Origin of the sequence: Sulfurovum sp. (assembly GCA_026990595.1) — a bacterium.
Taxonomy (GTDB): domain Bacteria; phylum Campylobacterota; class Campylobacteria; order Campylobacterales; family Sulfurovaceae; genus Sulfurovum.
In genome coordinates this window covers 39,845-63,671 of record JALXCZ010000011.1, presented here as the reverse complement: position 1 = coordinate 63,671, position 23,827 = coordinate 39,845, and the positions used below count along the sequence as shown (strand labels likewise).

Genomic DNA, 23,827 nt, shown 5'->3' with positions numbered 1-23,827 from the left:
TATTACTCCTTTGCTTTGAAAGGATATCCACTGGTCAATTTCAGCAGTATATCAGGTTTTGCTACCACAATACTTTTGCCTGAGAGATCATCTGAAATAACTACACCCTGCTCCGCACTTTGAACAATGTGTATCTCTTTGGCAACCGTACGGTTGTTGTCTGCAAGCAGTACATAGCTTTTATCTTCGCGGTTAAGAATGGCATCAAATGGAAGTTTTGTTGCACGTCCTTCAAAGATAACGACATCCACTTCCACACGTTCTCCTGCACTAATATTCTTACTTTTATCAATATAAGCTTTATATTCTTTTAGTCCTCGCAGAGTACTGCCAAGCGGATGCAACGAATAGGATTTACCTTGATACTGCACTGATTTTGGTGTAGTATCCTGCGGTGTACGTATCAGAAGACTAAACCCGCTCTCCGCACTGATCTGCAGCAATGGTTTACCCGGCATGGTCACATCACCTTTCGCCGCCATTGTTTTGGCGATGACTCCATCAATAGGTGTAGTAATGGTCGCATAGCTAAGTTGGTTTTGTGCTGATTTAAGTTTGGCTCTAATAGAAGCAATCTGCGACTGCTCTTTCTGCAGCTGTTCAATTGAGGCCCCTTTTACTCTATATAGTGCATTTGTACGTTTATGGCTTTTAAGCAAGTTAGCCAGCGATATTTTCAGAGCCTGAATATTCGCTGTCAGATCTGTAATATCGAGTGTTGCAACAATATCCCCTTTTTTAACCCTGCTTCCACTTTTGACGATCTTCTCAACACGTGACGCAATACGTGAAGAAAGGGCTACATCCTGCTCATTCCGTGCCTGTGCAAGATAGGGCAGTGTCAATGTGACTTCAGAGACTTTTGGTATCATTGTTTTTGCCACAATAGGATAAATTTTTACCTTAGGGGTCGATGCCTCCTTGGCTCTTTTGGCTTTGATAACCTTTATACCTCCTATGACCATAGCAGCGATCACCAAGAGTATCAGTAGTACTTTAACTATTTTTTTTATCATTTTACAATCCTTTTCAAATCATTTCCGTAGATGACGGCAAGTTGGGCAATATCCTGCCACTTTTTGGCTTCACTTTGATAGAGGGTTGCCTTTGCATTTGCAAGGGCATCTTCATAACGTAAATACTCCTCCTGCGTGATCACTTCATTCTCTAAAGAAACTTTAGCGATCTTTAAAATAGATCTTTGGTGTGCTACATTCTTTTTTGCCAGCATGTGTGTACGTTTTAGCAGTACAATTTCACGTCTGAGTTCTTTGGCTTTAACCGCTAAACGCTCTTTTGTATCATCAATTGTCGATTTGCTTTTGAGATAATTGAGTTTGGCCTCTTCCACCCCTGTAGAGCGGCTACTGTCATAGAGTGGTACATTGACATACATTCCTACAGAACCATACCTTGTATTTACCGACTCATCATTATTGTAGGCATCCGCTCTGGAGAGAGTATAGGAACCTTTCATTGCAATACTTGGATAATAACGTTCTTTGGCAGCTTTGACACCCATTTGTGCTGCTTTGAGTCTTTTTTTAAGTGGTGCCAAAGCAAAAATAGCACCTTTTTTAACCGTTCTTTTTTGATGCAGCATCACACTATGCCTTAATGAAATACCTGTCAGTGTTTCAATCGTTGCCTTAAGTATATTCTTTTGCTGCTCTATACCAATAATATTCATTTTCAAATCATTGATCTTCGCATCAAGTGTAAGTAATTGGCTCTGTGCCACTCTACCCTCTTTAACCATCAGTGCTACCTTTCTTCTGGTTGCCCTTATGGAGTGCTCTTTAACTTTGAGTGCCTGATGCAATGCTTCCATATAATGCAAATAGGCAACAGCACCAACTACCTGAGCTTCTCTTTGAATACGGCTCAGTCTTCTTTTATCTTTACTGGCAAGTTGCATTAAAGTAGCTTTTTCTTTAAGAGTATAAAGTGATTTGACAAAGATCGGCCAGGAGAACTTAAGCCCTGCACGTGAAATATCCTTACTAAAAGGAAGTGCAGCTTTCGAATCTTTCATCTCACTTGGAAGTACCGGGCGAAGTGAAGAAGGACGATTATAGACCTCATATCCGGCAAATCCGTCCAATGTTGGCATCAATTTGTCTGTAATCTTTTTTATTCCTAAAGATGCCTGTTGTACATCAAGCTCATCGATCATACTCTGTGGTCTCTTATCTACCCCTTTTAACAAGGTGGTTACTGTTGTAGCGTAGGTAAATTGCCCTATACACAGTAACACTATACTCCATTTCAATTTCACTTCTTCTCCTTTAACATCTGTTTCATCTTCTCTATAAGATAATCTGCGATCTGGTCTATATCACACTCTGCACAGGTATCAAGCAGGATATCCTCTTTTTGGGCTGCTTCTTCCCTTAACGGTTTGGTCGTTACGATAAGATTGAGTGTGCCAAGCACCATGAAGTAGAGTATCATAGGCATCGTATCGTGAAAACACCCTTTTTCTTCTCCACGTTTCAAAATATCACTAAAAAGTGCAAAAAGCTGACGCATTGATGTAAAAAGCATTTCGGGAAATACTGCCCCACTGTCACTGAGTTCTTTAAGCAACAATGCCGGAAGATAAGGATGAGAACAGGCAAATTTAGCATAGGTACGGATAAAACTCTCCAACTCCTCAATTGGCTTGGTATATTTTTCATTTTCCTTCAATATCTTCTGCTGTATCTCTTCGAGTACTTGCGTCATAACCGCTTCATAAAGTCCTTTTTTATTTTTGAAATAGTAAAAGACCATCGCTTTGTTGAGCCCACACATCTTAGCCAAATCATCCATAGAGGCAGAGGCATAGCCCTTTTGGGAAAATAGTTGTATTGCATTGGTAATGATCAATGCTTTTGAGACTTGGGCATCTCTTTTGTGTATCTTTTTTGGCATAGTACTCCTAATTAATTAACTGGTTAGTTAATTATAGGCTTCTTAGGCTTAAAAAAATATAAAAAATTAGATTTTGAATTGCTTGGAGAATAAAATGATAAAATAGAACCCTTTGAATGTCTAGGTTATTCAGAGGGTTCTATAAGAATAAAATCTACTGTACCATACAATCATGGCACAGCAGATCAGTTAGAGTTGTGGTCCTGCCGAAGCAAAATCAAACTCTCCGCCTTTGTCATCATAACGGTGAAAATTCTCTTGGAACATTTTAGCCAATTTTGCCAAATTGGCATCATATTCTACTTTGTTTTCCCATGTATTTCTAGGATTGAGTACTTCAGTGTCTACCCCTTCAAGTGTTTTAGGGATTTGAAGGTTAAAAGTATCTAATGTATCAAATTCAGAGTTTAAAATGGCTCCACTCAGAATACCGTCAATACATGCTCTGGTATTTTTAATACTCATACGTTTTCCTACACCGTAAGCTCCACCTGTCCATCCCGTGTTAACAAGATAAACATTGACCCCGTGTTCATCGATTTTTTTACCAAGAAGCTCTGCATAGACAGTTGGGTGAAGTGGAAGAAAAGCTTCTCCAAAACATGCCGAGAAAGTTGCAACCGGCTCGGTGATCCCTCTCTCTGTTCCTGCTACTTTTGCTGTATATCCGCTTAGGAAATAATACATTGCCTGTTCTTTGGTCAGTTTGCTTACCGGAGGCAGTACACCAAAAGCATCTGCAGAAAGGAAAATGATATTCTTAGGATGTCCAGCCTGAAGATCAGCTTTATGATTTTTAATATGTTCAATTGGGTAGGAAACACGGGTATTTTCTGTTTTTGAACTGTCAGAATAGTCTACCTTTCCTGTCTCATCTGCAACAACATTCTCCAAGAGGGCACCTTTGCTGATAGCACCATAGATCTCCGGTTCTGACTTAGGGTCAAGATTGATTACCTTGGCATAGCATCCACCTTCAAAATTAAAGACACCATGGTCATCCCAACCATGTTCATCATCTCCGATAAGTGCTCTGTTAGGGTCAGTCGAAAGTGTGGTCTTCCCTGTGCCGGAAAGTCCAAAGAAAAGACAAACATCGTCTTCTTTTCCTACATTCGCAGAACAGTGCATAGAGAGTTTTCCCTCAAGCGGCAACCAATAGTTCATCATGGAAAAGATACCTTTTTTTAACTCTCCACCATACCAGGTACCTCCGATAATAGAAATATTATCTTCAATATTAAAAACTACATATACATCAGAGTTGAGTCCATGCTCTTTATATTTTTCATCCACTGTCTTACATGCATTATAAACAGTAAAATCCGGTTCAAAGGTTTCTAATTCTTCCTCCGTAGGACGAATAAACATATTTTTCACAAAATGTGCCTGCCATGCTACTTCAGAAATAAAACGTATAGAACGTTTACTTGCTTCAGATGCTCCAGTATATACATCATTAATATAAAGATTTTTCCCTGAAAGCTGTGACAGCGTAATATCCAAAAGGTCATCATATATCTCTTTTTTGATCGGCTTGTTCACATCACCCCAGGCAATATGCTTGTTGGACGGCTCCTGATCGACAAAATATTTATCTTTTGGACTACGTCCTGTGAAGATACCTGTATCACACATTGCTGTGCCTGATGTAGAGATCTTACATTCCCCACTGTTTACTTCATGCGCTTGCAACTCGTCATAACTTAAATTATAATAGATATTACCGATATCTTTTAATCCTAATTTAGCAAGTCCGTTGGGCGTTTTGGTACTCATTGTATCCTCTTTTGTACTTTAATTTTATTCATGCCAAAGCATAAATTAGAAAACCGTTTAGTATTTTCTAATTTATACTCCCAAAAGGGAGCACAGTCTATTTAAAGATCGACAACAGAATACCTGCTGCAACAGCTGAACCGATAACACCGGCAACATTAGGTCCCATTGCATGCATAAGTAAGATGTTACCAGGCTTTTCTTCTGAACCAACTTTACTTGCAACCCTTGCTGCCATCGGAACCGCAGAAACACCTGCCGCTCCGATCAGCGGATTAATAGGCTCTTTGGAAAACTTATTCATCACTTTTGCCATCAGCACACCTGCAGCAGTACCTGCAGCAAATGCTAAAAGACCAATGATCATAATCCCCAAAGTCTCAGCAACCAAGAATGAATCTGCCTGTAACTTGGAACCAACACCCAAGCCGAGGAAAATGGTTACAATATTGATCAATGAGTTTTGCATCTCATTGGAAAGTCTATCAACTACTCCTGACTCTTTGGCAAAGTTACCAAAGGCAAAGGCTCCCATAAGCGGTGCAGCATCAGGAAGAACCAATGCGATCATCATAATAATCACCAAAGGAAAAACCAATTTTTCAATAGGATTAACCTTTCTGGTTGTTTTCATAACGATCTGACGCTCTTCTTTTGTTGTAAGTGCTCTCATTATCGGTGGTTGTATTACCGGAACCAATGCCATATAGGAATATGCTGCAACCGCGATCGTTCCCAAAAGCTCAGGAGCCAATGCCGTTGCAATAAAAATAGACGTAGGTCCATCTGCACCACCAATAATAGAGATCGCAGAACATTGTTTAAGTGTAAAGTCCACCATACCTGTATATTGGGAAAGCATGGCCGCTCCGACCAAAGACCCAAAGATACCGAACTGCGCAGCACCACCGAGCAGTGCTGTTTTAGGATTGGAAAGCAGCGGACCGAAATCTGTCATTGCTCCTACACCCATAAAGATAAGCAAAGGAAAGAACTCATTGGCAATACCCATATTATAAATAATACCTAGCATACCATGAGGACCCGTCATATGTGCTATGGGTATATTGGCAAGAAGACCACCAAAAGCAATAGGTAAAAGCAGAAGCGGTTCAAATCCTTTCGCTACAGCAAGATAGAAAAGAAGGAAAATAATGATGAACATGATCACTGTACCATAGCTTTTGTACCATGCTCCATCTATTTTTTCTCCCGCAACATCAATTTTTTCATGAGAAGGGTTAATGATGGCATTCAATCCTGTTGTTTCAAAAAAACTGCCTAAAAGTTGCGAAACTGATTTTTCAACATACACTTTTTGTTCATGCTGTGCCTGAGCAGCAGGTTCTTCATGCCCGCCTGCCTGCACGGCTGATGTGAGTGCCGTAAAGGCAAACAACACTGAGAGTAAAAGATGTTTGAATTTCATACTTACTCCATTGTGGCTAACAGTTGTGCATCAGCAACAGCATCATTGACATTAACGTTAATAGAAGCTATCTTTCCTGCCTGTGGTGCTGCAATATCGATCTCCATCTTCATTGCTTCAAGGATCATGATCACCTCTCCTTCTGCTACTGAATCACCCGGGTTTTTTATGATCTTCCAAACATTTCCCGGTGTTTGAGAATGGATCTCTATGCTGCCTGCACCGCTTGGTGCTGCCGCTGCTTCTACAGGAGCTGCTGCTGTTGCTGCAGGTGCGATCTGAATATCACCCTCACCTTCTGCTACCTGTACGCTGTATTGTTTACCATCTACTACTACTGTATAATTTCCTGCCATTTCTGCTTCTCCACTGTTATTATTTTTACCTTTTCTTACCATAAGAGGACCTTCACCCTTCAAGAACGCAATACCTTTCTGGTCACATGCACCTGCAATAAAGATATTTTCATCTGTTGTTTCAAGACCTTCATCTTCCAGTATTTTTGTCCAATGTGCAATAGATTTTGTCTCATCTCTGTCTGCGATATCCAAAGGATTTTCATTTGTCGGATCAAGTTTTAGTTTTTGACTCGCAAGCTCCATAATCTCTTTATCTGCTTCAACCGGTGTTTTACCGAAGTAACCAAGTACCATACGTCCATATCCAGGAGCGATCTGTTTCCACGGACCAAACATCACATTCGCGTACGCCTGCTGCCAGTAGAATTGGCTCACAGGTGTTACAGAAGTTCCGTAACCACCGCGTTCAACCACTTCTTTCATCGCAGCGATCACTTCATCAAATTTATCAAGGTCTCCGGAATCTCTCATCATCTGAGTATTCGCAGTCAATGCTCCACCAGGCATAGGTGAAAATGGAATAAGCGGTGATACCTGTGTTGCCTCAGGTGGAATCATATACTCAGCCAAACACTCTTTAAGTCGTTCTTCATACTTAAGGACTTTATCAAGTTTAAGATCACCAAGATTATAATTCGTTCCTTTTGTCGCATGAAGCATTGTAAGGATATCCGGCTGTGATGTACCACCACTTACCGGTGATGCTGCCATATCGATACCGTTCGCTCCCGCTTCAAGTGCTGCAAGATAAGAAGCTACAGAAACACCTGCTGTTTCATGTGTATGCAGTCTTAAATGGACACTTTCTCCAAGCAGTTTTCTTGCCATTGCAATCGTTTCATACACTTTGTGCGGATTTGCTGTACCTGACGCATCTTTAAAACATACACTGTCAAATGCGATACCACTGTCTAAAATATTTCTAAGTGTCTTTTCATAAAAAGCCACATCATGCGCACCTTTACACCCTGGAGGAAGATCCATCATGGTCACAACTGCTTCATGGTTCAACCCATGTTTTTTGATCATTTCTGCAGAGAATGCAAGATTGTTCACATCATTAAGTGCATCAAAATTACGTACGGTTGTTGTACCATGCTTTTTGAACATTTTCGCAAACAGTTCTATCATCTCACGGCTTCCCGTGTCCAACATCACTGTGTTAATACCGCGTGAAAGTACCTGAAGATTCGCATCCGGACCGACGATCTCCCTGAAACCATCCATCATTTTAAATGCATCTTCCTGAAGATAGAAGTAGAGAGACTGGAATCTTGCACCGCCACCGAACTCAAAGTGAGTAATACCTGCTTTTTTCGCTGCTTCCACTGCAGGAAAAAAATCATCCATAAGTACACGACCGCCAAAGACAGATTGAAATCCGTCTCTAAAAGTCGTATCCATTACATCAATATATTTTTTAGCCATTTAAGTTACCTTGTTTACGATTTATTTTTACGAAATTCTGAAATAGCTGCGACAATGGCTGCAACATGATGTGCATTGTCTGTAGCTTGTGTAGTTGTCTGGGTAGGCACAGCAGGTGCTTTCTCCGGAAAGTATTTATTGATAATTTTAGCCTGAAGCTTCATTATCTGAACAAGTACTACGAGGAATACGAAGACGATCAACATCCCAAGTACCATGAATTTTAGGCTTTCACCTACTATATCAATTTCCATATGGACACCTTTAATTATAGTTTCCAAATTTTAAAATTGTTTTGCTTTGGGTTAGGTAAAAAGAGGAGATTATCTTCTCTTTTTTCTGCGATTGTTATTTCGTGTAGCTTTTTGATCACTCACATAGCTTTGCAGCATCTCATCTACAGTATGCTGATCAAAACCGATCTGTGAACCGACATTGTGTTGTTCCTTCTCAACGAAGCAGGAAATCAGCTTCTCTAAAAGCAATTCTTTGTCCATATCACCCATATAGGAAATGAGTGATTGTGCTTCATTGTGTACAGGCATATCTCTAATCTGGTCTGCCAGATATTCAAGTGCTGTTTCATCAAGTCCATCTCCTCCCTGAAGTGTAGCCAACCGCATCTCTGCTCCCACCTCTTTTTGAATACGCTGCAACTCCCTGAACTCTTCCGTCGTCACCAGCGTGATCGCCTGACCGCTTTTACCTGCACGTCCTGTACGACCGATACGGTGCACGTAAGACTGGGGATCAAACGGGATATGGTAGTTAAAGACATGTGTCACATCTTTAACATCAAGCCCACGGGCAGCCACATCGGTAGCTACCATGATCTTTGTCTGCCCTCTTCTGTAAGCCTTGATGATCGTTTCTCTATCCATCTGTTCAAGATCTCCATGCAAGCCTGCTGCATTGAAACCTAATGCCTGCAGATATTCTGTAAGCCTGTCTACTTCTCTTTTCATACGGCAGAAAATAATACATTTATTGGTTTTTTCCGTCTCAAGCAGTTTAACGATCGCTTCATCCCTCTGATTTTCATTGATCACATAGTAGCGCTGTTCTATTACATTGTTGGTTGTCTCTTCATCACCTACTACTGAGATGAATTCAGGTTGATATAAAATGTGTTTTGCAAGTTCCTTGATGGGCTCAGGCATCGTTGCAGAGAAAAGCAGTGTCTGACGGTTTTGCGGAATGTATTCAAATATTTCTTTGATCTCTTCGAGAAAACCCATATCAAGCATTTCATCTGCTTCATCCAGTACTACGATCTCGGGATTAAAGACATCGATCTTCCCTTTTTTGTAAAGGTCTTTCAATCGTCCGGGTGTTGCCACTACGATCTGTACTCCCTTATGGATCAGTGCGATCTGACGACCGTATCCTACACCACCATAGACGGTCAATGTTCTGATCCCTGCAAAACGACCCAGATGATACAGTTCATCTGCCACCTGTGTCGCAAGTTCTCTGGTTGGTGTAATGACCAATGCTCTCTCTATCTCACCACGTGCAAGTTTATCCATCATCGGCAGTCCAAAAGCTGCTGTTTTACCTGTTCCTGTGTGTGCCTGTCCTACCATATCACTGCCGTTAGCGATGATCGGTATAGCCATCTCCTGAATAGGACTTGGTTCTTTAAAGCCTGCTATTTTCACACCTTTTGCAATATCACGGTGAAAATCAAATGTATTAAATTTCATATTTTGCCTTTGACATGGGCAAAAATGGATTCTGCCCCTATATCATAAATTTGTCCAAAAAATTGTTTTGAACTTAATGGAGGCTCTCATAAGAAGCTCTATAAATTCAATTCTGCGTAGGGGTCAACCCATGTGTTGCCCCAGTCAGAGGGCAGACACATAGGTCTGTCCCTACATCACCATCAACAACAATATCCCAAAAATGATCCTATAGATACCAAAAGGTACAAAAGAGAATTTCTGAATAAATACAAGAAAAAGTTTGACTGTGATATAAGCAACCACAAACGCAACCACAAACCCTACCACATAAGCATTCCAGTTCACACCTGCAAATTCATGGTAATGCTTTAACAGGTCATACCCGCTTACTGCTCCCATCACAGGGATCGCCAGTAAAAAAGAGAAGTCGGAAGATGTTTTTCTGTCCAGTCCTGCCAAAAGACCACCGATGATGGTAGCTCCGGAACGGCTGGTTCCGGGAATGAAAGAGAAAAGCTGTGCAAAGCCTATCAGCATTGCCTGCTTATAGCTGACTTTTTCTACCTCTTTTATATGGTGAGGCTGCTCCTTGTAAAAATGTTCAACCACCAAAAAAACGATCCCGCCGATAATGAACATCCACGCTACGATCTCTACACTGAAGAGTGCCTTGATCTGATCTTTAAAAATAAAGCCGACGATCGCTAACGGCATGAATGCTGCCAGAAGCTTCATCCAAAGGTCTATCTTTTTAAAAGTGATCTTCTCTTTATAAATGAGTATCACTGCCAAGATTGCAGCAAACTGGATGATCACTTCATAGGCTTTGTTGGCTGCATCCTGCGGTAATCCTAAAAACTCAGAAGCCACGATCATATGCCCTGTAGACGAGATGGGCAGAAACTCTGTAAACCCTTCGATAATCCCCATGATAATTGCTTGAAAAATATCCAAATTATTTCTTCTTTTTCTTTTTTTGTGTTGTTTTATCTGTAAACGTATAAGAAGCTACAAGAGAGACAAAGAATAGCCATGTTGCTCCACCGGTAAATTTAAAACCTTCTTCAACTATTTGAGTATTGGAATACTTAAACGGAAGATAATCTTGAATTAAATCTGTAAAAATAGACAATGCCAATAATGTACCTGCAAACAAAAATGCAAAACCATTTACAGTAATAATTGTTTTATAATGCCGTACCAATAACGCTATCGCTAAAAATGCATAGATACCATAACAGATATTCTGATCAATATATCGGTCATGTATCATAAAAAAATCATCAAAAGCCAGAAGAAAAGAGAAAAGTCCCAATAAAAAAAGTAACTCTCTATGTTTATAACCTGGAGGGGACTTCACCATCATAAAGCCAAAGAAGGCTATAGCCGCTGCAGACACCCACAACCATGTACCTATACTAGAAAGAAATCCTAGAAAACTGGATTCATCTACAATTTGTGCAAAATCTCTAATAATCTCCATTGTGTAGTATCCGTTTCTTTTCATGATCATAAACGAGACTACATAAAAGATCAGTCCAGGAAGTGTGGCATATAAAAATACTTTAAGTATTTTTTTAAGATCAAAGATGTTTTTTATATAATTTAACATTATTCTACCTTACTTTATATCATCGAGCTGAAATAACTCTCATCTTTTGAAAGCAGCTCTTTGGGAGAACCGCTGTCCACTACTTTCCCGTCTTCCAACACATAAATAAACTCAGCACTTTGAATAGTACTGAGCCTGTGTGCAATGGTAATGACCGTTTTATTCTCCAAAAAGCTGTGTAACGCTTCAAAGAGTTTTGCTTCCGTATGCACATCCAAAGCTGAAGTCGATTCATCAAAGATGACCACTTTAGGGTTGCTCAGTACCATTCTGGCTATGGCAACTCTCTGTCTCTGTCCGCCGCTGAGCTTGATCCCGTCTTTTCCGACAAGGGTATCAAGTCCTTTATCCAAGTGCGCTATGACATCATCAAGCTGTGCTATATGCAGTGCTTCTTTGATCTGTTTATCACTGTACATGTTACCCAGTGTCAGATTAAAACGCATTGTATCATTAAAGAGTTTAGGATGTTGCAAGATAAGGTGAATATTTTCACGTATTGTTGAAAGTTTCAGATTCCTGTTGGAGACATCACCGTAAAATATCTCTCCCTCATTCAACGGGTAGAACCCGACAAGAATATTTGCCAATGTTGTCTTTCCACTCCCACTTGCACCTACTATTGCTACCTTGCATGCCTTCTCTATTTTCATGTTAATATTTTCTAATATTGGTTTATCTTTAAGGTAGGAAAAGGAGAGGTTAACCACTTTTATTTCTATGGCTTCACTGCCTTCAAACGGATTTTTTCTCTGCTCTATTTGAGGCTCCTGTTCCATTTCAAAAACAGAGTTGATACGCTTACACGCTGCTTTTGCTGTAGCAAGCACATACTGAAAGTTAATGATATCCTGCGTAGGAGAGACCATGACCCAAAGGTAGGAGAAGATGGCAAGCATCAGTCCCACACTCAGGTCACTGTATGCCACAGCCAAAATACTGACTGCCCTGAATATCTCATACCCTGAGAGAAAAACAAGATAAGAGAACTTTATGGCAGCATCACTTCTGTAGCCGTAGTTCACCGAGTGTTCTTTGAGTTCTTTTGCTTTGTGCTCACTCTGCTTAAAAAAGTATTCCTCCTTATTGGCAGCACGTATCTGATGAAAGAGTTCAAGTGTTTCCGTCAGTGAAGACTGGAACATCTCTATGGCTTTGTTCTCCTCTTTTTTGAGTTTTCCAATGTTTCGGGAGAGTCTCACGGTAAAGAGTACCACGATCGGATTGGTAAACAGGATGAACAGTGCCAACTGCCAGTGTATCCATAGCAGTACCACAGCAGAAAAAATGAGTATAAGTACTGCAACGATCAGTTTGGAGATGGTAGAACTGACAAAACCGTCTATAGTCTCCACATCGGTCACCAGTTTGGAAGTGACTGCCCCTACCCGCATCATTTCATACTCTTTAAGTGAAACATGTTTAAGATGCCGTAGCAGAGACTCTCTCATTTTAAAAGTAATATTTTTTGATATTGAAACAAATATTTTTGTCTGTACTACCGATAGTAACGTACTTATCAAGCGTAAGAGCAGAATAACAACCAAGATACCCAGTACATACCCTTTGGTATCGGTCTGCCAGATATATTTGGAAATGAATGAAATAAAATGATGGTCTTTCCCTAAAAGAAGTTCATCCACCATAATAGGAATAAAAAGTGGAATAGTCACGACAAGAAGTGTTGCAAGAATGGCAATCATATTACCGAAGATCAACTCTTTTTTATGTTGTAAGAGTTGCTGTACAATACCTTTTATGCTACATTGGTTTTTCATTCATTCTCTTTAAAATCATACAATTTTCAATATCTCTCTGAGATCCTTCACATCGACACAATGTGTTGCTGCTTCCTTGAGTACCTCTTTGGCACAAAATGCCACACGCATGTCCGCATGTGCGAACATACTCAGGTCATTGGCACCGTCACCTACAACCAGTGTATCTTCCCTGCCTATGCCTAAAAGTTTCTGCATGCGGACGATCATATCGCCTTTGGCTTCACTGTACATCATCTCTCCGCCGACACGCCCGGTGAGTATACCGTTCTCATCATGCAGGAAGTTTGAAAAGTCTGCATCCACTCCCAGCTTTTCACACACCGGTTTGGTTGCATTTCTGAACCCTCCCGAGAAACATACGACTGTGTAACCTTTTTCCTTAAGCCCTGCTACCACTTCGGCTGCTCCCGGCATCATAGGCAGATCGGCACAGATGGCATCCACTTTAGCCTTTTGCAGTCCTTCAAGGAGTGCCACTCTGCTTACAAGAGATTTGAAAAAATCAAGCTCTCCTGCCATGGCACGTTCGGTAATGGAAGCCACCTGTTCTTCAAGTCCCAGCGGTGCGGCTAAAAAGTCAATGGTCTCACCATCCATAAGTGTAGAGTCAAAATCAAATACTGCCAGTTTTTTCATCACATATACCTCTATGGTTTATTTGGGTAAAATTATATCTAATAAACCTATAAAGAGTATATTTATGTTTGAAGAGTTCTGTGATTTTTTATGTAACAAGACAAAAAAGTTCATCACTGTTGAGATCAACCCGCCTCATGGGGCTTCAATTGATCAGATATTGAAAGATATTAAAAAATATAAACTTCATAAGAAGGTCTCCGGTTTCTCCTGTACGGACAACCCTTTGGCAAAACTCAAAATGAGCGGCGTTCTCTCTGCTATTAAGGTACAGCAGACCTTCGGCAAACCAGTGATTGCTACAATGAGTATGAGAGACAAGAACAAGCTCTCTTTGCAGTCTACCCTGCTCGGTGCCAATGACTTTGATCTGCGTTGCATTCTGGCACTTACGGGTGACCCAGCGAAATACTCAGACCAACCGGAGGTCAAAGGGGTACTGGAGCGTGACTCTACCCTGCTTTTAAGCATCATCTACCACTTGAACAACGGTGTGGACTACAGCAACAAACCCCTCAACCCTGCACCAAGACCCATTTACCCTTTTGCCGTGAGTAACTCGTATGCCAAAGATATGAAACAGCTTCAAAAACGTATGATCAAAAAGCTTGACTACGGTGCCAGAGCCATTATCACCCAGCCTGTGTACACTCTGGAGAATGCCAAAGCAGTCTTGGAAATCTTTGAAGAAGCAAAAACCATGAGCATCAGAGAGACAGCCAAAGAGGCACAGATCGTCTTGGGACAGTTCCCCATAGTGGCTGCCAGAACTGCCAACTTCATAGACGACAAAGTCCCAGGCATCAATGTACCCAAAGAGATCATCGACGAGATGAACTTGGCAGCTATGGATGGTGCACAAAAAGAACGTGAAGTAGGCTTCAGACTTTCCAAGCGTATTTTTGATGATGTGATGGAAGCGCACGGGAAGGTGCATTTGATGACACATAATAGATTTGATCTGTGTGCGGAGCTGATAGGTTAGAATGCTAACCAAACTCTCCATCCATACCATCACACTCTACCAGCGCTACCTCTCCCCATACAAAGGCTACTGCTGTGCCTACAGAGTTTACACAGGGGAGGACTCCTGTTCTCAGTATGCCAAAATAGCCATAGCAGAGCATGGACTCTTCTCTGCGTTTCCACTCATCAAAGAACAGTTTGACAGATGTAGTTTCGCTGCGGAAGAGATACAGAAAAAACAAAAAAACAAAAAGAAAGATAATCTTGATACATGTTCAGATTGTACTGCAGGTTGTGATACTTTCAGCACCTGTAACACTATTGGGGATTGTCACCCCTTTCATTAATGTAAAATGCAATAAGCACGCAGGATGGCGTCATATTCCTCTCTGCTCCTCCACTTCATTAAATATCATAGGATAAAGTATTCCATACAGTGTGACAAAAAAGAGTGGGATAGCCCAGATAAGCCCTATGCCAAATGCAAAAAAACCTAATACGAAAGCAATACTCAATATCCCTATGACAGCAGCTATCTTAAACCACTGTTTTGTTGCCGTCTTACGTGAAAGCTCCATAGCATCCCAAATACCCAAACCTTTATCTGCCATAAGCGGGAGTGTAAATACATATGCGACACTAAGGTAAATACCGGGGAGAATCAGCAACAAAAATCCGATCACGGTCATAATATAAACCAAAAGTCCTGCCAATGCGAGTTTTCCTGTTATGGCGTAATAGTCAAAAATAGATCTGGGTTCCACAGGCTCATTTCTTGCATATTTAACTGCCATCATCATGATACCGGTCATCAAAGGTATAAGTACCGGGTAACTTAATATACTTACAATCTGTGAATTGACCAGATTGGGGTTTTCTGCAGAAGAAGGAAAAAATAAATTCAATACTGTCTGTGTCACAATAGCCGCTGCAACGTAAATAAGAAATGCCAATACAAAAGGCTGTTTTACCCCTTCTATACGGCGAAATCCTTCTTTTATTACTTTCATTACGTCAAAATCATACTCTGAAATATGCATTAAAACTCCTTTTTCTACAAATGCGTTATTATAACTTAAAAATAAAATTTCTTATTTATCCACGCTTAAGTCCGTTCTAAAATACTCTTTTGAGTCTTTTATCCAGACATGCTCTGTAAGAGAAACCCAATCACTGCATAGCGTGTTGCTTTGGCTGCAAAGACGATCATAATGAACCACATAAATCTGTAACGCAGTACACCTGCGATAAAGGTCAAAGGATCACCGATCACCGGCACCCATGATAAAAGCAACGTCACCCCTCCGAATCTGTCGAAAACTTCTTTTGCTTTTCGCATTTTTCTGCCGGAAAGATACCCTTTTCTCTTGAGATATACCTCACCTTTAAGTCCCAGCCAGTAATTAAGTACTGAGCCTAAAGTATTGCCCATAGATGCAAAAAGCCATAAGAAAAAAAAGCTGTAGCCTGCTTCAAGATCATACAAATACAGTGCTTCACTGCCAAGCGGTAGAAATGTGGCTGCTCCAAAAGCAACCAAAAAGAGTGTGATATAGGTCATTAAAGTGTTTTAAACACCATTTTACCCTCTTGTATGACCGCAACCATACCCTGACATGCCAAAGAGGGTAAAGAGATATATTTGCCTATAATCCTGGACTGATGGAAATGCCCTTCTATGACAAGGTCTGCATCTTCATAATGTTTGAGTATCTCCTCTACCCTCTTTTCAAAGTTCTTAAAGTTATGACAGATCTCTTTTTTAGAGAGTTTTTTTATACGGTCATCAATGATGGCTTTTTCAAAAGGTTTAAGTAGTGTCAGCATGGTTTTGTTTCGCAGTATCCTGCAATAAAGATCATACCCCAAGCCTGTCACATATTTGTCACCATGAGAGATGGCAACTTTTCTGTCATCCAGTTTGAACATCATAGGCTGAACATCCCTGTCATAGACATTCATATTTGTAAATATGTCTTTAAGACAGAAGTCATGGTTTCCTTCAAAATAATGTACTTCTATCTTTTGAGAAAGTCTCTGTAAAATGGCTATGGCTTCCGCTGAAAAGGTTTGAATGTAGTCATTATGTCCAAAGAGCAGATCAAAGTTATCACCCATTAAAAAGAGTTGCGGGGTTTGAATCTCTCCACCCTCTAACCTTTGTAATATTTTCAGGAAAGCATCGCCATGATGCGGGTAGTGGGAGTCAGCTATGAAAATGGCATTTTCTTTGATTTCGTAGATCAATTATGTCCTTCGTAGGGTGTTGTGCCCTCACAACACCTTTTATAATTATTGATTTGGTGTTGTAAGGGTACAACACCCTACATATTTATGGCATATATGGAATGGTTGGCAGTCCCATCCCCTCATCATATCCGCACATCAGATTGGCTGCTGCCAATGCCTGCGATGATGCCCCACGTAATAGGTTATCAATCGCCGAACTGACAAACAATGCATTGCCATTTTTAGCCGCAAAGATGTCACAAAAATGTGTCCCTGCTGTACTTTTAATGTCTACGGGTGTTTCCCTTATACGTATGAACGGGTCATTTTTATAGTGTTCTTTGAGTATCGCCAATGGATCGATGTCCTCTTTTAGTACACCGTACACTGACACCAACTCACCACGTGTTGCAGGAATAAGATGCGGTACAAAATTTACGTTCATTTTCACACCATGTACCTTCTCTATCTTCTCTGCAATCTCTGGTGCATGACGGTGCTTAAGCGGATTATAGGCAAAAATGTTTTCATTGACATTGACAAAGGTATTTATATCGGTAAGCTTCTTCCCTGCTCCACTGACACCTGACTTGGCATCTACAAAAAGTGGACTGTTTTCATCTAAGTATGGAATGAATGGCAAGATACCTAAGAGTGTCGCCGTTGGGTAACACCCCGGTCCTGCTGCCAGGTTTGTCTTTTTGAGTGCTTCACGGTAGTACTCTATAAGCGCATAGACAGAAGTATCTAAATGCTCTTTGTCCTCATGTGGACAATAGTTTGCTTCATAGGCTTCCAAGTCTAGACGATAGTCTGCCGAAAGGTCAACCACTTTTACACCTTTTTCCAAAAGTTGTTTCGCAAACCCCATAGAAGCCTTATGTGGCAATGCCAAAAAGACAAGCTCACAACGTGCTACCACTGTATTTACATCTGCTTTCTCCACAGGTAAAGAGAGTACATCTGCTAACGAAGGATGCAACTCTTCAACAGTCATGCCACCTTGTGTAGTCGCCAAATAGGTAAGCTGGAAACCATGATGGTTCACTAGCATTTTTACCAGTTCCAAGCCAGTGTACCCACTTGCACCTACAATTCCTACTTTTATCATATTATCTCCATCTATTTCCCTTCGAAAAGCTCAGGGAACATCATTTATATATTCTACGGTGGCTAAGCTTGCCGAAGCCTATCCTAATTTTATCTCTACATATGATACTTCTTCAATATCATATGTTTTTTTCCCTGTGGGAAGCTGAAGTTCTACTTCATCTCCCTCCTCTTTTCCCATAAGTACCCTTGCCATAGGGGACTGGATAGAGATAAGCCCTTTGGAAGGATCAGATTCCTGTCCTCCTACGATGGTATAGACTATCTCTTCATCCGTTTCCTGATCTACCAACTCTACAGTAGAGCCAAAACTTACTCTCTCATGTGCCAAAGTTGAAGGCTCGATCACCTGTGCACGTCCTACCACATCAGTAAGCTCTGCAATACGTGCTTCCATCAGTCCTTGTCTGTCCTTAGCTGCATGATACTCTGCATTCTCTTTAAGGTCACCCAGTTCTCTTGCTTCATCTATGATCTTGGCGATCTTCCCACGTTCTTCACTTTTAAGTTGTTCCAACTCTTCACTTAACTTCACGTAGGTGACTCTTAACATCGGCTCTTTTTGCACGATTTATCCTTATATGGTTTATTATTGTAGGTATTATAGCAAAAAGGTTATAATAACACTTATCCATAATAAGTGGGACTGAAGTCTTAACTTCAAAATTATATTTATCAAAGAATTTTAATGCTAAAAAATACATTTCAATGCAGGGAGTCACGATATGCCTAATCGTAAAAAAATACTTATTACTAATGATGACAGTTATGAATCAAAAGGCTTAACAGCACTGATTGAGGCACTTCAACCCTTAGGGCATGTTACAGTTGTCGCTCCTAGCACAGAAAAATCGGCTTGCGGCCATTCATTGACACTTACCAGACCTCTGAATTTTATTGCACTGGAAAAAGATTTTTACAAACTAGATGATGGAACACCTTCGGACTGTATTTTTTTAGCTCTGAATAAACTCTTTAAAGAGAATAAACCGGATATTGTTATTTCCGGTATCAATATAGGCTCAAATATGGGAGAGGACATTACCTATTCAGGTACTGCCTCAGCTGCGATGGAAGCCGTACTGCAAGGCATCCCTGCCATTGCTATCTCCCAGGTCTATGCAGAACATGGCAAGAGTATCGATGAGTACGGTTATGCATTGGCACAGAAAAGCATTGTCACTCTGGTAGAAAAGATCTTTAAAGAAGATTTCCCACTCCCCCCTCGCAAATTTCTTAATGTCAACATCCCTCCTATCCCGACAGAGTCCTGTAAAGGCTTTAAAGTTACCCGTGCAGGGAATCGTCTTTATGCACACAATGCAGAGGTACACTATAATCCCAGAGGCAAAGAATACTACTGGATAGGACTTCCCGAACTCGGTTGGATGGAGACAAAAGGGCATATTACCGACTTTGAAGCAGTGAATGACGGTTATATCTCGGTCACCCCGGTACAGTTGGATATGACCTCTTATAATGACATTAAAGATCTTGACACGTGGCTGTAGCATAGATGAGATTTGAACGCTGTAGAATACTCTTTGGAGAAGAGAACTTTGAGAAAATACAAAAAGCCAAAATACTTATACTCGGAGTCGGCGGAGTCGGCTCTTATGCTCTGGACTGCCTCTATCGCTCCGGTGTACACCACATCACCATACTGGATTATGATACTTTTGATGAAACCAACCGCAATAGACAGATAGGTTCTGATGCAGTGGGAGAATGTAAAATAGAAAGCTTGTCTAAACTCTACCCCGGTATACAAACCATTCATCAAAAGATGAGTATGGCATGGGTAGAAAACTTTGATTTTGAGCCTTACGACATCATTATCGATGCAGCCGACACCACCAAAGTCAAAATAGAAGTTGCAAAGAAATGCTATAAAAAACTCATTATGTCCGTAGGTTCAGCCAAACGTTTTGAGACGAACAAAATAGAAGTAGCCTCGATCTGGAAAACCCACGGTGATGCACTTGCACGTAAAATACGCAATGAGCTTAAAAAAGCAAAATTTGACAGGAATTTCACAGTGGTATTCTCACCCGAAGAGGACAAATGTAAAGAGAAAGGTTCTTTTGTGGGAGTAACAGGTGCTTTTGGATTGACTATTTGTTCTGAAGTGATAAAAAGTATTGTGAAGTAAAAAACAAGGCTTTAAAGCCTTGTTTAAAATTGTGACATATCTATACGTTTATATTTCCACAATATCCACATTTTTTAGCGTCTATTGGTATCTCCATTGCACACTCACTACATACTTTAGTTGTAGGTGCTGCTTCAGCTTCTGGTTCTTTCATTTTGTTGTATGCTTTGATAAACATAAACACAACAAAACCTAAAATGATAAATGAAATAATATCATTGATCGTTGCACCATATTTAATAATTGGTGCACCCACTTTTTCAGCAGCCGCCAATGTATTATATGAATTACCATCTAAAGGGATAAATAATTGAGAAAAATCTACTTTCCCCAGCAACAAACCTACCGGAGGCATAATCACATTGTCTACCAATGATTTCACCACTGTTGCAAAAGCACTACCAAAGATGAAACCTACCGCCATATCTACCATATTTCCCTTAATGAGAAACTTTTTAAACTCTTCTAACATTCTTTTTCCTTTATATGTCGAGATAAAAAATTATAATATAAGAAAATAGAGTTACCGCTTAAAATATAAGAAAATACACTTTTCTCCTTTTGAAGAAAAATACTTTAGGAAACCTCTAATAATTTAGGAGAGTTTTCTGTTTCTTGCAGCTAAAAGTGTTAAAATAAACAACCCTGCAACCGCATAGTAGATCCATACAGGAATAGGTACCGGATCACCGGCAGCATAAGAGTGCAATCCTGACAGATAATAATTGACACCAAAATAGGTCATAAGTACACTCGAATATGCCCAGGTAGCTGCAACATTGTAAATGAATGTTGACTTCATTGCCGGGATAAACCGAAGATGCAGTACCGTAGCATAGATAAGAATGGTCACTGCCGCCCAGGTCTCTTTTGAATCCCAACCCCAGTAGCGTCCCCAACTCTCATTTGCCCAGACACCACCCAGGAAGTTACCTATAGTAAGCAACATTAGTCCAATGATAAGTCCCATTTCAGAAAGATTACTCAACTCTCTAATAGAACGATCAATATTTGCATTTCCCTTTTTACCACGCAAGATGAAAAGGATCAATACCATTAAAGAAAGGATCGATCCGAGTCCAAGGAAACCATCTCCAGAGATGATCGTTGCCACATGGATCATCAGCCAGTAGGATTTAAGTACCGGTACCAGATTGGTGATCTCCGGGTTGATAAAGTTCATATGCGCAACCAACATCGTAAAGCCTGCCAAAAGTGCTGTTCCCGCTAGTGCAAACGGCGAATTTCTGGCAAGAATTATCCCTGCAAATACGGTAGCCGCTGCGATGAATACAATAGATTCATAAGCATTGGACCATGGAGCATGTCCTGCAATATACCAACGGATACCCATCCCTGTAATATGTACAATAAAACCAAATATCAATACACTCCAAGAAATACGCATGATCCACTTCATCGAGAAACTTGGTTTCATCACATGAATAAATGCGAAGATCAACAAGATCATTCCCAGTGTCAGATAAAGAGGAAAAAGTTTACTAAAGAGTCCTAATTTATTGTACCAAATCTCCATCTCAATATGCTTTTGGCTTGGGAGTACTGCAGCACCATATTTCTTCTGGAATTTCTGAATACCTTTAAGTGCTGTATCGGCATATTCCCACTTTCCTGTTTTCAGCCCTTGTGCTACCATCATGAAGTACGCAGAAATACTCATTTTTACATTTTTAGCATCTTTAGGATCAAACTGTTTCATCGCATCCATAGGAGAAAACCATTTATTGTTCGCATCGTGTGGTTTAGGATAGATCCGCATCAATGTACCCTGATAAACCATATAAGCAACATTCACTCTTTCATCCACTTTGATCAGTTCTTTGTCATACTGCGTCTTCTCAAGAGGTTTTTTTCTACTTGCTTCAGTGATCTGTTTAAAAAGTTTATACCCATTGTCTTTTGCACTGAAGAAATCTGTAAATTTTGCATACTCAGTATTTTTAGGCAATCCGAGCTCAAGTGCAATTTTCTTATGTCCTATTTTGATCATAGGCACATTCTGATAAAGTTCAGGTTCCAGTATCATTCCTAAATATATCTGTATCGGTTCCAACCCAAACGGTTTTGTTTTTACCGTAATTTTTGAAATGACATCATGTGCTACCGTATCCATAGGTTTCATACGCCCCATATTGTCCTGCACAGCAAGCATACCGAATTTACGACAGTGCTCTGGACTAAAAGCTTTCATCTCTTTAATTACTTTGGTATCTAAGTGTGGCATAGCAGCATACATATGCTGAGGCATCACAGCAAACAGCATCAAAAGCACAGCAACAGCCGTACTCCCCTGTAGTTTTCTCGCACCTTTAAGTAGTTTCTGGAATCTTCCATTTGGAATAAACAGACTCCAAAGCATCCCTATAGCAAGTAACAGATATCCAATGTAGGTAGGCAAAGTTCCAGGATCATGGTTAACAGAGAGTACCGTACCTTTTTCATCAGGATCATATGACGATTGGAAGAGTCTGTAGTTTCTATGGTCTAAAATATGGTTCATATAAATCCTGTATGGCATAGTGATATTTTGTTCTTTGTCTATAAGTTCCACTTCACTCGCATATGAAGCAGGTGTCATAGAACCCGGATAACGCTCCAATTGAAAATCTTTAAGTTTAATAGAAAAAGGCAGTTGAATCACTTTTGCACCAATACGAAGCTGCACCTCAACACCATTCAAAGTTACTTTTTTCAAATCACCTGTTTGCCCTTTTCTCGGCTTAAATGTTACGATCTTGCTTTGATCCCCCACACTTACTTTAAGCTGTATGAACTCAGGTTTCCCCGGTTTGGTTTTAAGATCATGAGAAACTGTTTTAAGGATTGATTTTTCATGAATATCTTTGAGTACCACTGCATTATTTCCAAAACGGTACAATGTTCTTTTACTTAAATTATTATCTCCTGCTGCAAGTTGGGCACTCTTTTTGGTATCCATTTTGAGTGTCTCCAGAATAAATGGAAAACGTACCGTTAAGGCATCAGGTTGTCCCGTAATTTCAAACGCAGGTTTATCTGTAGGAATCGCTTTTCGGTTATAAGCAATGTAGAAACTACCAAAATCTTTAATACTTCCCGGTTCAAAAAAATGTATTTTCCCTTGTCCGCCTGCTGAGACTTTTAATTCCAACAATGTTTTTCCATGAGGATCATAGGCAATCTCTTCTTCTGCAGTAGGCATATATTTGACCAGAGAGAGATGTACGGTTTTGTCACCTACTTTAAGATTTTCAGAGAGACGGTTAGATGTCATCGTTGAAAAATAAAGTGGTTTTTCTAAAGAAGCATTTGCTTCTTTACTGCCTGCAAATACCTGTAGTGTCTTCACATCGGAAACCATTAAATTCGTTGCCTGACCTTCTCGAATATGCATGATCCCCTCATATCCGACATAACGGGTAATCAGTGCACCAAACGCGATGACAATAAAGGAAAAGTGAAATAAAAATACAGGGAATTTTGTTTTATAGGTTTTGTATTTAAATATCTGATAGGTCAGAATAAGTATAAAATATGCCAAAAAGAACTCAAACCATTTTGCTTTGTAGATGAGTGCTCTGGCCGTCTGTGTACCGTAATCATTCTCTATAAATGTTGCAGTCCCTATAGCAACACCAAAAATGAACATGACCAGCACAGCCATTTTCATGGATAATAGTCGTTTTAACATGGTTTAAAACCCCTTTGTCATTTAATAAAGGCGATTGTAACCAATGTTTGT

At 40.2% G+C, this 23,827-nt stretch carries 23 protein-coding genes; 4 read left to right on the top strand and 19 right to left on the bottom strand.

Translation table 11 applies throughout. The features are described from left to right. Positions 1-2: 2 nt before the first annotated feature. From MVE01_RS03485 to serB, 12 genes are all read right to left on the bottom strand, one after another. Positions 3-1,016, bottom strand: coding sequence for an efflux RND transporter periplasmic adaptor subunit (locus tag MVE01_RS03485; RefSeq protein ID WP_472560778.1), 1,014 nt, complete (start codon positions 1,014-1,016; stop codon positions 3-5). Continuing rightward, positions 1,013-2,278 (bottom strand): TolC family protein, encoded by a 1,266-nt coding sequence (locus MVE01_RS03480; protein ID WP_472560777.1) that lies wholly within the window; start codon positions 2,276-2,278, stop codon positions 1,013-1,015. Before MVE01_RS03480 ends, MVE01_RS03485 begins: the two co-directional genes overlap by 4 nt. Continuing rightward, positions 2,275-2,916: a TetR/AcrR family transcriptional regulator gene (locus MVE01_RS03475; protein ID WP_472560776.1), complete on the bottom strand. Its 642-nt coding sequence runs from the start codon at positions 2,914-2,916 to the stop codon at positions 2,275-2,277. Before MVE01_RS03475 ends, MVE01_RS03480 begins: the two co-directional genes overlap by 4 nt. A 189-nt stretch (positions 2,917-3,105) precedes the next feature. Beyond that, positions 3,106-4,695 (bottom strand): phosphoenolpyruvate carboxykinase (ATP), encoded by a 1,590-nt coding sequence (gene pckA, locus MVE01_RS03470; protein ID WP_472560775.1) that lies wholly within the window; start codon positions 4,693-4,695, stop codon positions 3,106-3,108. A gap of 97 nt (positions 4,696-4,792) precedes the next feature. Beyond that, positions 4,793-6,124 (bottom strand): sodium ion-translocating decarboxylase subunit beta, encoded by a 1,332-nt coding sequence (locus tag MVE01_RS03465; protein WP_472560774.1) that lies wholly within the window; start codon positions 6,122-6,124, stop codon positions 4,793-4,795. Positions 6,125-6,126: 2 nt separating this feature from the next. Beyond that, positions 6,127-7,911: a biotin/lipoyl-containing protein gene (locus MVE01_RS03460; protein WP_472560773.1), complete on the bottom strand. Its 1,785-nt coding sequence runs from the start codon at positions 7,909-7,911 to the stop codon at positions 6,127-6,129. Positions 7,912-7,925: 14 nt separating this feature from the next. Further along, entirely contained in the window at positions 7,926-8,165 is a 240-nt protein-coding gene (locus MVE01_RS03455; RefSeq protein ID WP_472560772.1) for an OadG family transporter subunit, read from the bottom strand. Positions 8,166-8,234: 69 nt separating this feature from the next. Further along, positions 8,235-9,617, bottom strand: a complete 1,383-nt coding sequence (locus MVE01_RS03450; protein ID WP_472560771.1) for a DEAD/DEAH box helicase — start codon at positions 9,615-9,617, stop codon at positions 8,235-8,237. Positions 9,618-9,788: 171 nt separating this feature from the next. Continuing rightward, positions 9,789-10,553 carry an undecaprenyl-diphosphate phosphatase gene (locus MVE01_RS03445; RefSeq protein WP_472560770.1) on the bottom strand — a complete coding sequence of 255 codons (765 nt, stop codon included), beginning with the start codon at positions 10,551-10,553 and terminating at the stop codon, positions 9,789-9,791. A gap of 1 nt (position 10,554) precedes the next feature. Continuing rightward, positions 10,555-11,211, bottom strand: coding sequence for a hypothetical protein (locus tag MVE01_RS03440; protein ID WP_472560769.1), 657 nt, complete (start codon positions 11,209-11,211; stop codon positions 10,555-10,557). A 14-nt stretch (positions 11,212-11,225) separates the two neighbouring features. Continuing rightward, positions 11,226-12,989, bottom strand: coding sequence for an ABC transporter ATP-binding protein (locus tag MVE01_RS03435; protein ID WP_472560768.1), 1,764 nt, complete (start codon positions 12,987-12,989; stop codon positions 11,226-11,228). A gap of 15 nt (positions 12,990-13,004) precedes the next feature. Beyond that, complete coding sequence (gene serB / locus MVE01_RS03430) at positions 13,005-13,628, bottom strand: phosphoserine phosphatase SerB (protein WP_472560767.1); 624 nt, start codon at positions 13,626-13,628, stop codon at positions 13,005-13,007. A gap of 64 nt (positions 13,629-13,692) precedes the next feature. Between serB and MVE01_RS03425 the strand changes: the two genes are divergently transcribed. Both MVE01_RS03425 and yidD read left to right on the top strand, forming a co-directional pair. Beyond that, positions 13,693-14,613 (top strand): methylenetetrahydrofolate reductase, encoded by a 921-nt coding sequence (locus MVE01_RS03425; RefSeq protein ID WP_472560766.1) that lies wholly within the window; start codon positions 13,693-13,695, stop codon positions 14,611-14,613. A 1-nt stretch (position 14,614) separates the two neighbouring features. Next, entirely contained in the window at positions 14,615-14,941 is a 327-nt protein-coding gene (yidD, locus tag MVE01_RS03420; protein WP_472560765.1) for a membrane protein insertion efficiency factor YidD, read from the top strand. Positions 14,942-14,971: 30 nt separating this feature from the next. Here yidD and MVE01_RS03415 read toward each other — a convergent pair whose 3' ends face one another. The 5 genes from MVE01_RS03415 to greA all read right to left on the bottom strand — a co-directional run bounded on the left by MVE01_RS03415 (position 14,972) and on the right by greA (position 18,501). Further along, positions 14,972-15,634 carry a hypothetical protein gene (locus MVE01_RS03415; protein WP_472560764.1) on the bottom strand — a complete coding sequence of 221 codons (663 nt, stop codon included), beginning with the start codon at positions 15,632-15,634 and terminating at the stop codon, positions 14,972-14,974. A gap of 98 nt (positions 15,635-15,732) precedes the next feature. After that, on the bottom strand, positions 15,733-16,155 hold the full coding sequence (locus MVE01_RS03410; RefSeq protein ID WP_472560763.1) for a YqaA family protein: 423 nt from the start codon (positions 16,153-16,155) through the stop codon (positions 15,733-15,735). Then, a complete protein-coding gene (locus MVE01_RS03405; protein WP_472560762.1) occupies positions 16,155-16,841 on the bottom strand; it encodes a UDP-2,3-diacylglucosamine diphosphatase in 687 nt (228 codons plus the stop codon). Before MVE01_RS03405 ends, MVE01_RS03410 begins: the two co-directional genes overlap by 1 nt. Positions 16,842-16,926: 85 nt before the next feature. Beyond that, a complete protein-coding gene (gene argC, locus MVE01_RS03400) occupies positions 16,927-17,934 on the bottom strand; it encodes an N-acetyl-gamma-glutamyl-phosphate reductase (RefSeq protein ID WP_472560761.1) in 1,008 nt (335 codons plus the stop codon). A 78-nt stretch (positions 17,935-18,012) separates the two neighbouring features. Then, positions 18,013-18,501, bottom strand: coding sequence for a transcription elongation factor GreA (gene greA, locus MVE01_RS03395; RefSeq protein ID WP_472560760.1), 489 nt, complete (start codon positions 18,499-18,501; stop codon positions 18,013-18,015). A 157-nt stretch (positions 18,502-18,658) separates the two neighbouring features. Here greA and surE point away from each other — a divergent pair, with 157 nt between their 5' ends. Both surE and MVE01_RS03385 read left to right on the top strand, forming a co-directional pair. After that, a complete protein-coding gene (gene surE / locus MVE01_RS03390) occupies positions 18,659-19,444 on the top strand; it encodes a 5'/3'-nucleotidase SurE (protein ID WP_472560759.1) in 786 nt (261 codons plus the stop codon). Between the two features lie 5 nt (positions 19,445-19,449). Further along, a complete protein-coding gene (locus MVE01_RS03385; RefSeq protein ID WP_472560758.1) occupies positions 19,450-20,085 on the top strand; it encodes a tRNA threonylcarbamoyladenosine dehydratase in 636 nt (211 codons plus the stop codon). A gap of 40 nt (positions 20,086-20,125) precedes the next feature. Here the strand turns inward: MVE01_RS03385 and mscL are convergent, their stop codons facing one another. Further along, complete coding sequence (gene mscL / locus MVE01_RS03380; protein ID WP_472560757.1) at positions 20,126-20,557, bottom strand: large conductance mechanosensitive channel protein MscL; 432 nt, start codon at positions 20,555-20,557, stop codon at positions 20,126-20,128. Positions 20,558-20,680: 123 nt separating this feature from the next. Beyond that, positions 20,681-23,776 (bottom strand): cytochrome c biogenesis protein, encoded by a 3,096-nt coding sequence (locus MVE01_RS03375; protein WP_472560756.1) that lies wholly within the window; start codon positions 23,774-23,776, stop codon positions 20,681-20,683. Positions 23,777-23,827 lie beyond the last annotated feature (51 nt).

Coding starts and splice junctions, on each gene's coding strand:
- MVE01_RS03485 (WP_472560778.1), bottom strand. CDS start 1,016: ATGATAAAAAAAATAGTTAAAGTACTACTGATACTCTTGGTGATCGCT.
- MVE01_RS03475 (WP_472560776.1), bottom strand. CDS start 2,916: ATGCCAAAAAAGATACACAAAAGAGATGCCCAAGTCTCAAAAGCATTG.
- pckA (WP_472560775.1), bottom strand. CDS start 4,695: ATGAGTACCAAAACGCCCAACGGACTTGCTAAATTAGGATTAAAAGAT.
- MVE01_RS03465 (WP_472560774.1), bottom strand. CDS start 6,124: ATGAAATTCAAACATCTTTTACTCTCAGTGTTGTTTGCCTTTACGGCA.
- MVE01_RS03460 (WP_472560773.1), bottom strand. CDS start 7,911: ATGGCTAAAAAATATATTGATGTAATGGATACGACTTTTAGAGACGGA.
- MVE01_RS03455 (WP_472560772.1), bottom strand. CDS start 8,165: ATGGAAATTGATATAGTAGGTGAAAGCCTAAAATTCATGGTACTTGGG.
- MVE01_RS03450 (WP_472560771.1), bottom strand. CDS start 9,617: ATGAAATTTAATACATTTGATTTTCACCGTGATATTGCAAAAGGTGTG.
- MVE01_RS03440 (WP_472560769.1), bottom strand. CDS start 11,211: ATGTTAAATTATATAAAAAACATCTTTGATCTTAAAAAAATACTTAAA.
- MVE01_RS03435 (WP_472560768.1), bottom strand. CDS start 12,989: ATGAAAAACCAATGTAGCATAAAAGGTATTGTACAGCAACTCTTACAA.
- serB (WP_472560767.1), bottom strand. CDS start 13,628: ATGAAAAAACTGGCAGTATTTGATTTTGACTCTACACTTATGGATGGT.
- MVE01_RS03425 (WP_472560766.1), top strand. CDS start 13,693: ATGTTTGAAGAGTTCTGTGATTTTTTATGTAACAAGACAAAAAAGTTC.
- yidD (WP_472560765.1), top strand. CDS start 14,615: ATGCTAACCAAACTCTCCATCCATACCATCACACTCTACCAGCGCTAC.
- MVE01_RS03415 (WP_472560764.1), bottom strand. CDS start 15,634: ATGCATATTTCAGAGTATGATTTTGACGTAATGAAAGTAATAAAAGAA.
- MVE01_RS03410 (WP_472560763.1), bottom strand. CDS start 16,155: ATGACCTATATCACACTCTTTTTGGTTGCTTTTGGAGCAGCCACATTT.
- argC (WP_472560761.1), bottom strand. CDS start 17,934: ATGATAAAAGTAGGAATTGTAGGTGCAAGTGGGTACACTGGCTTGGAA.
- surE (WP_472560759.1), top strand. CDS start 18,659: ATGCCTAATCGTAAAAAAATACTTATTACTAATGATGACAGTTATGAA.
- MVE01_RS03385 (WP_472560758.1), top strand. CDS start 19,450: ATGAGATTTGAACGCTGTAGAATACTCTTTGGAGAAGAGAACTTTGAG.
- mscL (WP_472560757.1), bottom strand. CDS start 20,557: ATGTTAGAAGAGTTTAAAAAGTTTCTCATTAAGGGAAATATGGTAGAT.
- MVE01_RS03375 (WP_472560756.1), bottom strand. CDS start 23,776: ATGTTAAAACGACTATTATCCATGAAAATGGCTGTGCTGGTCATGTTC.